At 64.8% G+C, this 9,621-nt stretch carries 9 protein-coding genes; 2 read left to right on the top strand and 7 right to left on the bottom strand.

All coding sequences use genetic code 11. From position 1 onward, the window contains the following. Positions 1 to 245 precede the first annotated feature (245 nt). The 5 genes from EPD66_RS20300 to EPD66_RS20280 all read right to left on the bottom strand — a co-directional run bounded on the left by EPD66_RS20300 (position 246) and on the right by EPD66_RS20280 (position 5,235). Entirely contained in the window at positions 246 to 1,256 is a 1,011-nt protein-coding gene (locus EPD66_RS20300; RefSeq protein ID WP_142850348.1) for an ABC transporter substrate-binding protein, read from the bottom strand. Positions 1,257 to 1,300: 44 nt separating this feature from the next. Continuing rightward, positions 1,301 to 2,392, bottom strand: a complete 1,092-nt coding sequence (locus tag EPD66_RS20295; protein ID WP_142850347.1) for an ABC transporter permease — start codon at positions 2,390 to 2,392, stop codon at positions 1,301 to 1,303. Further along, on the bottom strand, positions 2,389 to 3,267 hold the full coding sequence (locus EPD66_RS20290) for an ABC transporter permease (RefSeq protein ID WP_185961534.1): 879 nt from the start codon (positions 3,265 to 3,267) through the stop codon (positions 2,389 to 2,391). Before EPD66_RS20290 ends, EPD66_RS20295 begins: the two co-directional genes overlap by 4 nt. Then, positions 3,260 to 4,072: an ABC transporter ATP-binding protein gene (locus EPD66_RS20285; protein WP_142850365.1), complete on the bottom strand. Its 813-nt coding sequence runs from the start codon at positions 4,070 to 4,072 to the stop codon at positions 3,260 to 3,262. The genes EPD66_RS20290 and EPD66_RS20285 overlap by 8 nt, the downstream gene beginning before the upstream one ends. A gap of 227 nt (positions 4,073 to 4,299) precedes the next feature. Beyond that, positions 4,300 to 5,235, bottom strand: a complete 936-nt coding sequence (locus EPD66_RS20280; RefSeq protein WP_142850346.1) for a LysR family transcriptional regulator — start codon at positions 5,233 to 5,235, stop codon at positions 4,300 to 4,302. A 106-nt stretch (positions 5,236 to 5,341) separates the two neighbouring features. Between EPD66_RS20280 and EPD66_RS20275 the strand changes: the two genes are divergently transcribed. Together EPD66_RS20275 and EPD66_RS20270 are read left to right on the top strand one after the other, a co-directional pair. Next, positions 5,342 to 6,685 carry an aspartate aminotransferase family protein gene (locus tag EPD66_RS20275; protein ID WP_142850345.1) on the top strand — a complete coding sequence of 448 codons (1,344 nt, stop codon included), beginning with the start codon at positions 5,342 to 5,344 and terminating at the stop codon, positions 6,683 to 6,685. Positions 6,686 to 6,711: 26 nt separating this feature from the next. After that, positions 6,712 to 8,241, top strand: a complete 1,530-nt coding sequence (locus tag EPD66_RS20270) for a CoA-acylating methylmalonate-semialdehyde dehydrogenase (protein WP_142850344.1) — start codon at positions 6,712 to 6,714, stop codon at positions 8,239 to 8,241. A 7-nt stretch (positions 8,242 to 8,248) separates the two neighbouring features. On the opposite strand, the gene EPD66_RS20265 is transcribed toward EPD66_RS20270, so the two are convergent. Both EPD66_RS20265 and hutG read right to left on the bottom strand, forming a co-directional pair. Further along, a complete protein-coding gene (locus EPD66_RS20265) occupies positions 8,249 to 8,830 on the bottom strand; it encodes a HutD family protein (RefSeq protein ID WP_142850343.1) in 582 nt (193 codons plus the stop codon). Next, positions 8,812 to 9,621, bottom strand: coding sequence for an N-formylglutamate deformylase (gene hutG / locus EPD66_RS20260; RefSeq protein WP_142850342.1), 810 nt, complete (start codon positions 9,619 to 9,621; stop codon positions 8,812 to 8,814). Before hutG ends, EPD66_RS20265 begins: the two co-directional genes overlap by 19 nt.

Here is a 9,621-nt window from a genome sequence, read left to right as displayed (position 1 = left end):
AACGTAGACCGCCGCCAGAGATCAAGCTCTGGCGGCGGTTTTGTTAAGGGCAAAGCAGCCTCGATTTGCCACCTAAAAGGCCGATCCTCCCCCGCGCAAAGGTCTCCAGGGTGAGGCTAATTCGTTATTTATATCAAAAAGACAATCCTCCTGCTGAGGAGCCACGAAGCGGCGTCTCGAAGCATCAGACATAAGAAAGGCCGGTCCCTTTAGGACCGGCCTTCTGTTTCGTTCCTTCGCAGGCGTCACATCGTCAGCTTGGACGCCGCTTCGAAGACGGCGTGGCTATAGGCGCCTTCGGGCTTCCTGCTGATGACCGGATCGGACTCGCTGGACATCAGGACCGAGACGGTGCGTTCGAAATCGGCCGGTTCCAGATAGCCGATGCCCTGGTCCGAGCCTTCGATCAGCTTGGCGACTTCCTGCATCATGGTGGTCTGATGCTCTTCGGTCTGGGCGCCGGTATTGTCGTTGTCCAGCACGATCTGGACCGCTTCTTCCTGGTTCTGGGCGGCATATTCCCAGCCCTTGGCGGTGGCGATCAGGAACTTGGCCAGTTTCTCGACCATCTGCGGGTCTTCCAGGTTCTTCTCGACGGTATAGAGGCCGTCTTCCAGCGTCGCCACGTTCTGGTCCTGGTACTTGAAGACGACCAGTTCGTCCTCCGACATGCCCGCTTCGATGATCTGCCAGTATTCGTTATAGGTCATGGTCGAGATGCAGGAGGCCTGGCGTTGCAGCAGCGGATCGACGTTGAAGCCCTGCTTCAGCACCGTGACGTCCGGGTTGTTGCCCGAGGTCGAATAGCCGAGCTGGCTCATCCAGGACAGGAAGGGATATTCGTTGCCGGCGAACCAGACGCCCAGCGTATGGCCCTTGAAGTCGACCGGCGAGGTGATGCCGGAATCCTTGCGGCAGGTCAGCATCATGCCCGATTTCTGGAAGATCTGGGCGATATTGACCAGCGGTACGCCCTTCTCGCGGGTCGCCAGGGCCGAGGGCATCCAGTCCACGATGACATCGGCGCCGTTGGCGGCGATGACCTGGGTGGGGTTGATGTCGGGGCCGCCCGGCTTGATGGTGACGTCCAGCCCGACTTCCTCGTAGAAGCCCTTGTCCTTGGCGACGTAATAACCCGCGAACTGGGCCTGGGGGACCCATTTCAGTTGCAAGGTCAGCTTTTCCGCTGCGGAGGCAGCGGCAGACCAGCCGCAGACGGCGGCGGCGATCATGGCAACGGAAGCAATCTTTTTCATCGCAATGCCTTCTCTTTGGTTTGCCGGGGTCTTGAAAAGCTGGCTCATCTCTTCCGGAACGAGGGATGCCAGGCGGTGGCGTGGCGCTCGGCCAGGGCGATCAGGCCGTAGAAGGCCGATCCCGTGACCGCCGCGACGGCGATGGTTGCCCAGACGACGTCGAGATTCATGCGCGCCACTTCGGTGCTGATGCGGAAGCCCATGCCGACGACGGGCGTGCCGAAGAATTCGGCGACGATGGCGCCGATCAGGGCGAGGGTGGAATTGATCTTCAGGCCGTTGAACAGGAAGGGCAGGGCCGTGGGCAGGCGCAGCAGGAACAGGGTGCGCCAATAGCCCGCGGCGTAGGAGCGCATGAGGTCGAGCTGCATCTTCTCGGCGCTTTTCAGCCCCGCCAGGGTGTTGATCATCATGGGAAAGAAGGTCATGACGACGATCACGGCGGCCTTGGACTGCCAGTCGAAGCCGAACCACATGACCATGATGGGGGCGATGCCGATGACCGGGACGGCACTGGCCAGATTGCCCAGCGGCAGCAGGCCGCGCGCCAGGAAGGGAATGCGGTCGGCCAGGATCGCCACGGCGAAACCGGCGGCGCAGCCGATCACATAGCCGCGCAGAACGGATCTCACCACGGTCTGGTGAAAATCGTACCAAAGCTCGGCGCCATGGCTGAAAAAGGCGCCCAGGATGCCGCTGGGCGGCGGCAGCAGGACCCGGGGCACCTCGAAGCCGCGCGTCAGCACCTCCCACAGCATCAGCAGGGCGAGGCCGAATAGGGCCGGGCCGAGCATGTTCTGCGGGCGCGGCAGCTCCGCCACCAGCCCCAAAGCCACCCACAGCAGCAGGGTCGCCGCCGCGACATGCAGCCACAGACCGGCGGCAGAGGACAACTGGTAGCCCTGCCCGAGCAGCAGCAGGGGCAGGGCATAACCGGCGGCGACGCCGATCAATTGTACGGGGATGCGCCATTCCCTGGCCCGGATCATACCTTGCCCGGCAAGGGCGGCGAGCGAGACCAGGAAGCAGAGGGCGGCGATCGGCACCTGCCAGAGATAGAGCGCCTGCCCCTGGTCGGCGGCGATGGGGAAGACCGGGACGGCGAGCAGGATCAGGGGCCAGGGAGAGGTCTTCATCGCCGTCCTCCATGGGCGCGGGTGACGAGGCGCTCGGCGGCGCCGACCAGGGCCACCAGGGTCAGGCTGAGGACCGCCGACATGACCAGCGCCGCCCAGATCTGCACGGTCTGGCCGTAATAGGAACCGGTCAGCAGGCGCGCGCCCAGACCGGCCTGCCCGCCTGTCGGCAACTCGGCGACGATGGTGCCCACCACGCTGGCGGCGACGCCGATTTTCAGGCTGGTGAACAGATAGGGCAGGGCGCTGGGCAGGCGCAGATACCAGAAGGTCTGGCTGCCGGTGGCGCTATAGGTCCGCATCAGGTCCTGGGACAGCGGATCGGCCGAGCGCAGGCCCTTGATCAGCCCGATGGTGATGGGAAAGAAGCACAGATACATGCTGATGAAAGCCTTGGGCAGCAGGCCGGAAAAGCCGATATTGCCCAGGATGACCACGATCATCGGCGCGATCGCCAGGATCGGGATGGTCTGCGAGGCGATCAGCCAGGGCAGCAGGCTCGATTCCAGGGTGCGCAGATGCACGATGCCCACTGCCAGCAGGATGCCCAGCACCACGCCCATGGCCGCGCCCAGCAGGGCGGCCCCGGCGGTGACGCCGGTATGATAGAGCAGGTTGCGGATATGGCCGACGGGATGGCTGGTCATCGAGGTGTAAAGCTCGACCGCCACCTGGTCCGGGGTCGGCAGCACCGGACGGCGCATGGTGAAGGCCTGAGTCACAAATTCCCGCATGCCCCAGTCCTGGCCGCTGCGGTTCAGGGCATCGGTCACCTGCGGCCCGTTCAGCCACAGCGCCCCCAGATACCAGATCAGCACGATCGCCAGCGCCATCACCGCCACCGGCAAAGCGTGATGCATCAGCCGGTCAGTCATCGTAGGAATGCCCCTGCATCAGCCCTTCGCGCACGCGATGGGCGATGCGCTGGAATTCGGGCGATTCGCGGATGTCGATGCTGCGTTCGCGCGGCAGATCGCTGCAATCGATGATATCGAGAATGCGGCCCGGGCGCGGGCTCATCACGATGATGCGCGTCGACAGGAAGACCGCTTCGGCAATCGAATGGGTGACGAAGATGCAGGTCTTGCGCGTCTGAAGCCACAGGCGGGTGAGTTGTAGGTTCAGATGGTCGCGGGTGATCTCGTCCAGCGCGCCGAAGGGTTCGTCCATCAGCAGCAATTGCGGCTCGAAGCCGAGCGCGCGGGCGATGGAAACGCGCTGCTGCATGCCGCCGGAAAGTTGCCAGGGGAATTTCTTCTCGAATCCCGCCAGCCCGACCAGTTCGAGCTGGCGGCGGGCGCGAGCGAGGCGTTCCTCCTTGGGCAGGCCCATGATCTCCAGCGGCAGGGTGACGTTGCGCTCGACGCTGCGCCAGGGATAGAGGGCGGGGGCCTGGAAGACATAGCCATAGGCGCGTTGCAGGCGCGCCGCTTCGGGCGTCATGCCGTTGACGGTAACATCGCCCGATGTCGGCTGTTCCAGGTCGGCGATGACCCGCATCAGGGTCGTCTTGCCGCAGCCCGAAGGGCCGATCAGCGAGATGAAGTCGCCCTTGTGGATGGTTAGGTTGATATCGCTCAGCGCGTAGACCGGCTTGTCGGCGGTCTGATAGGTCAGGGTCAGGTGGCGGATATCGACGATGGGCGGCGATGCCTCCCGGGCATCGTCCTGCCCCGGCATCTGGGACTGCGGTGAAGTCGAAAAAACAGACACAGAAAGCCCTCTCGCGCTAATGGAGTGAGGCGGACGTTCACCCAATCAGCAATAAGCGGGCCAAATGCGCGAGCAGCACCTGTGGCCGTGGAAGAAGGCGGGACTCCTGTCGCCGCGGACAGAATTTGACCGGTTGGACAGGTTTTCGGCAATGCTGGTAATGCCTAAAAATTATGCTTCTTCTTTGGCCGTGATTAAGACTTGTTCATCTGGTGGGAGTCATCCTGGCGCAGCAAGGTCAGGAAGGTCTCCAGCACCAGATTGGGATGGGCGCCTTTCTGCGTGATCGCCCGGAATTCGACCGAATAGGCATGTGTCTGGGGCAGAAGCGGGCGCATCAATCCCCGCCCGACCCATTGCTGCGCATAATGGGTCGGCAGATAGCCGACATAGCAGCCGGTCAACATCAGGAAGGCCACGCCCTCGCGGTCGGTGGCCGTGGCAGTGATGTTCAGGGTCTGGTGCAGGTCCATGGCCTCGGGCGTCGCATGGATCGGCGCCACGGCGTCGCAGGCGGCGACCTCGGCAAGCGTCACTGTTTCGGCGGGGCGGTCGAACAGGGGATGGCCCTGGGCGCAATAGAGGCGGGAATCCTCGCTGTAGAGGGAAAAGCTGTCCAGTCCCGGCAGGGCCCGCCGCGCGGGCACCACGCCGACATGCAGCCGTCCGTCCAGCACGCCGCGTTCGATCTCGTTGGGTGGGATCATGCGGATATTGACCCGCACTTCCGGCCCCTGCTGCTTCAAAGCGCGGAGGGCATGGGTAACGCGCATCCGCGGCGATGTCACCAGATTGTCGGTGATGCCGATATTCAGTTCGCCGCGCAGGCGGGCATGGACGGAACTGACCTCGCCGCGAAAGGCTTCCAGGGCGGCGAACAGGCGCAAGGTCGCCTCATAGACCTGCCGTCCCTCCTCGGTCAGCATGAAGCCGGCCCGACCGCGCCGGCACAGGCGCAGGCCCAGGCGCTGCTCCAGTTCCGCCATATGCAGGCTGATGGCCGAGCGGCTGATGTTCAGCTCGACCTCGGCGGCCGAGAAGCCCCCGCATTCCACCACCATCTTGTAGACGCGCAGCAGCCGGATCTCGGCATCCGTGACCTGGGGAAGGGCGGGGAAGGTCTTGGGCATAACGTTAGCAGCCGCTCACCTGAAGATTTGAAAGTTGATATTTACCAGAACCAAGAACGGCCCGCACACTGCATTCACGATCCTCGACAGAAGGAAAGGGTGAAGGATGGTGCATCTCGATCCTGCGCGGGCCGCCGGGCTGTCGCGCGAAGAACTCGAAGCGCATTGGATGCCCTATACCGCCAATCGCGAATTCAAGAACAATCCGCGCATGATCGTGGCGGCCGAGGGCAGCTATCTCATCGATTCCCGGGGACGCCGGGTCTTCGACAGCCTGTCCGGCCTGTGGTGCTGCGGGGCCGGCCATAACCGGCCCGAGATCGCGGAAGCGGTGCGCGAGCAGATGGCGAAGCTGGATTACGCCCCGGCCTTCCAGTTCGGCCATCCCGGTTCCTTCCAACTCGCCAACCGTCTGGTGGCGCTGACGCCGCCGGGCCTGGATCACGTCTTCTTCGTCAATTCGGGTTCCGAGGCCTGCGATACCGCGCTGAAGATGGCGCGGGCCTATTGGCGGCTGAAGGGCAAGCCGACCAAGACCAAGCTGATCGGCCGGGCCAAGGGCTATCACGGCGTCAATTTCGGCGGCCTCAGCCTGGGCGGCATCGGCCCCAACCGCAAGCTCTTCGGCACCGGCGTCGATGCCGACCATCTGCCTCATACCCTGCTGCCGGAAAACCGGTTCTCGCGCGGCCTGCCCGAACATGGCGCCGAACTGGCCGACTGGCTGGAGGAACTGGTGGCGCTGCACGATGCCTCGAACATCGCCGCCGTAATCGTCGAGCCGCTGGCGGGGTCGGCGGGGGTGCTGCCGCCGCCCAAGGGCTATCTCCAGCGTCTGCGCGAGCTTTGCACCAAGCACGACATCCTGCTGATCTTCGACGAGGTGATCACCGGCTTCGGGCGCATGGGCGCCAATTTCGGCGCCGACGCCTTCGGCGTCGTGCCTGACATCATGAATGTCGCCAAGGGCCTGACCAACGGTGCCATTCCCATGGGCGCGGTGGTCTGCAAGGGCGAAATCTACGACACCTTCATGGCCGAAGGCGGGCCGGACTATCTGGTCGAATTCCCCCATGGCTACACCTATTCGGCCCATCCCGTGGCCTGCGCCGCCGGGATCGCCGCCCTGGACCTGTTCGTCGCCGACAGGCTGGCCGAGCGGGCGGCGGCGCTCGCGCCTTATTTCGAGGACTGCCTGCATGGGCTGAAGGGGCTGAAATATGTCGCCGACATCCGCAATTACGGCTTGGCCGGTGCGGTGCAGATCGAAGCGGCCCCCGGCGAACCGGCACGCCGTCCCTACGAGATCTCCATGAAATGCTGGGAGGCCGGTTACTACGTGCGCTATGGCGGCGACACGTTGCAATTCGGCCTGCCTTTCCTGAGCGAGAAGGGAGAGGTCGCCGCGCTGATGGGCGTGGTCGCCGACGCCATTACCTCCTTGCCCTGATGATTCCGTCTTCGAGGTTCCAGATCATGACCGTTCCTTCCAATCCCACCGCGCAAGAGGCGCTGGTCGGGCATTTCATCAACGGCCAGCCGGTCGTCCTGCCCGGCAGCCGCGTCCAGGATGTGATCAATCCGGCCACGGGCGCGGTCTGCGCCCGGGTCACGCTGGCCGCGAAGGCCACGATGGAAGAGGCCATCGCCAGCGCCGAGGCCGCTTTCCCGGCCTGGCGCAACACGCCGCCCGCCAAAAGGGCGCGGGTGATGTATCGCTTCAAGCAATTGCTGGAAGACAATGCCGACCGCATCTGCGCCCTGATCACCGCCGAACACGGCAAGGTGCTGGACGATGCCAGGGGCGAACTGGCGCGTGGCATCGAGAATGTGGAATATGCCTGTGCCGTGCCGGAATTGCTGAAGGGCGAGCATTCCAAGAATGTCGGCTCCGGCATCGACAGCTGGTCGGAATTCCAGCCCCTGGGCGTGGTCGCGGGCATCACGCCTTTCAATTTTCCGGCCATGGTGCCGCTGTGGATGTATCCGATGGCGATTGCCTGCGGGAACACCTTCATCCTCAAGCCTTCGGAACGTGATCCCAGCTCCGCTCTTCTGATCGCCCAGTTGGCGCATGAAGCCGGGGTGCCGCCGGGCGTGCTGAACGTGGTCAATGGCGACAAGGAAGCGGTGGACTGCCTGCTGACCGATCCGCGCATCCAGGCGGTCAGCTTCGTCGGCTCGACGCCGATCGCCGAATATGTCTATGCCACCGGCAGCGCTCATGGAAAGCGGGTCCAGGCCCTGGGCGGGGCGAAGAACCATGCCATCGTCATGCCCGATGCCGATTTGGACAATGCCGTCAGCGCCCTGATGGGGGCGGCCTATGGCAGTTGCGGCGAACGCTGCATGGCGATCTCGGTCGTGGTGGCCGTGGGCGATGCGGTGGCCGATGCCCTGGTGGAAAGGCTATCGGCCGAACTGGGCCGCCTGAAGGTGGGACCGGGAACCGGTGCAGGCTGCGAGATGGGACCGCTGGTCACCCGCCAGCATTTCGAGAAGGTCAGGGCCTATGTGGACCAGGGCGTGGCCGAAGGGGCGGAACTGGTGGTGGACGGGCGCGGCCTCGTGGTGCCGGGCCATGAGGGCGGCTTCTTCCTGGGCGGCTGCCTGTTTGACCGCGTCACCCCGGAGATGACCATCTACAAGGACGAAATCTTCGGTCCTGTCCTTTGCGTGGTGCGCGTGGGCTCCTTGCAGGAAGGCATGGACCTGATCGACGCCCATGAATACGGCAACGGCACCTGCCTGTTCACCCGCGACGGCGAGGCTGCGCGCTATTTCAGCGACGGCATCAAGGTCGGCATGGTCGGCATCAATGTTCCTCTGCCGGTGCCGGTTTCCTATCACAGCTTCGGCGGTTGGAAGCGCTCGCTGTTCGGCGACTTGGCCGCCTATGGCCCTGATGCCGTGCGCTTCTACACCCGCCGCAAGACCATCAGCCAGCGCTGGCCCAGCGGCGGGGTGCGCGAGAGCGCGCAATTCTCCTTCCCGTCGATGAAGTAAGCGTCCGTCACTGCCGCAGGATCGACGCCACGATCACCCTGGCCTGTTCTGCGGCAGTGACGGTGACGCCGACACATTCCAGGATCATCGTTCCCTCGGCCGGGACCGTCAGGCTGGCGGAGGGCAGGCGGCAATGGGCGTCGCCGTCGAGGCTGTGGACCAGATGAACGGCCTCGCCGCCGAAATGGCGGCTTTCTCCGTTCTTCATCAGGGTCAGGCTGCCCACGCCCCTGCCGCGCCCGACCATCAGGTTGAAGGCGCGGACGGGGCCGCCGATCAGGCTGCAATCGACCGGCACGTCGCCGGGATAGGCCAGGGGCTCGGCCAGCGGCGGCAGGGCGATGGGCGCGCTGCCGGCGATGGACAGGCGGATGCCCGGGCCCTCCACGACCATCTGCACCCGGTCGATGCCCGGAAGCATCGAGAACGGGCCGTCCCGGTCGATGTCGGCCAGGCTGGCCCGCCATAGCAGGCTGCCGTCCGGTGCCTTGGCGGAGGCGATCTCGGTGGTCAGGCCGCCGCCATTCTGCCAGGGCATGACCCGGTAATCCGCAGGCTCCAGGGCCGTGATCACGGCTTGGGGCGCCACGTGGAAAGGATGTCCAGGATGTCGCGCAGGACCGGGCGCAGGCGGTCCGCCCGTTCCGGCAGATAGGCGAAGGGCGGTCCGCTTTCGTCCATGTAGGTGTCCTGGGACAGCTCCATTTGCACCGCCGACACGCCTTCGGCGGGACGGCCGAAATGGCGGGTGATATGGCCGCCGACGAAGCGCCCGTCGAGGATTCCGGTGAAGCCCTTTTCGTCGGCGCGTTTCAGCGCTTCGGCCAGAAGCCCGCGCAGATCCTCGGGGCAGCTCGCGCCCCGGGCGGTGCCCAGGTTGAGGTCGGGCAGGCGGCCCTCGAACAGGCGCGGCACATGGCTGCGGATGGAATGGGCGTCATAGAGGACGGCATGGCCGTGCAGCGCCTTCACCCGCGCCACTTCTTCCGTCAAAGCCTGATGATAGGGCTGCCAGTATTCCTCGACGCGCCGGGCAATCTCGGCCTCGTCGGGTTCCTGGCCGTCGCGGTAGAGCGGCTGACCGTCGAAAAGCGTGGTCGGGCACAGGCCGGTGGTCGCCTGCCCCGGATAGAGGCTTTCGCCGGTCGAGGGACGGTTCAGGTCCACCACATAGCGCGAATAGCGCGCCGCAATCACCGTCGCCCCCATCTCAAGGGCGAAGTCGTAAAGGCGCGGCACATGCCAGTCGGTGTCGCGCAGAGTCAGCGCTTCCTCGGTCAGGCGGTCCGCCAGTCCCGGCGACAGCTCGGTCCCGCAATGGGGAATGCTGACGACAAGCGGGCTGTCGCCGCGATGCAGCGTGAAAATCGGAGCGGTCAT

Origin of the sequence: Telmatospirillum sp. J64-1, assembly GCF_006980715.1 — a bacterium.
GTDB classification, from domain to species: Bacteria; Pseudomonadota; Alphaproteobacteria; order Rhodospirillales; family Magnetospirillaceae; genus Oleiliquidispirillum; species Oleiliquidispirillum nitrogeniifigens.
The sequence above is the reverse complement of the archived record's forward strand: the minus strand, read 5'-3'. Positions and strand labels throughout refer to the sequence as shown.

Bases quoted from the DNA above. Each gene is read 5' to 3' on its own strand.
- EPD66_RS20300 (WP_142850348.1), bottom strand. From the start codon at position 1,256: ATGAAAAAGATTGCTTCCGTTGCCATGATCGCCGCCGCCGTCTGCGGC.
- EPD66_RS20295 (WP_142850347.1), bottom strand. From the start codon at position 2,392: ATGAAGACCTCTCCCTGGCCCCTGATCCTGCTCGCCGTCCCGGTCTTC.
- EPD66_RS20290 (WP_185961534.1), bottom strand. From the start codon at position 3,267: ATGACTGACCGGCTGATGCATCACGCTTTGCCGGTGGCGGTGATGGCG.
- EPD66_RS20285 (WP_142850365.1), bottom strand. From the start codon at position 4,072: ATGCCGGGGCAGGACGATGCCCGGGAGGCATCGCCGCCCATCGTCGAT.
- EPD66_RS20280 (WP_142850346.1), bottom strand. From the start codon at position 5,235: ATGCCCAAGACCTTCCCCGCCCTTCCCCAGGTCACGGATGCCGAGATC.
- EPD66_RS20275 (WP_142850345.1), top strand. From the start codon at position 5,342: ATGGTGCATCTCGATCCTGCGCGGGCCGCCGGGCTGTCGCGCGAAGAA.
- EPD66_RS20270 (WP_142850344.1), top strand. From the start codon at position 6,712: ATGACCGTTCCTTCCAATCCCACCGCGCAAGAGGCGCTGGTCGGGCAT.
- hutG (WP_142850342.1), bottom strand. From the start codon at position 9,621: ATGACCGCTCCGATTTTCACGCTGCATCGCGGCGACAGCCCGCTTGTC.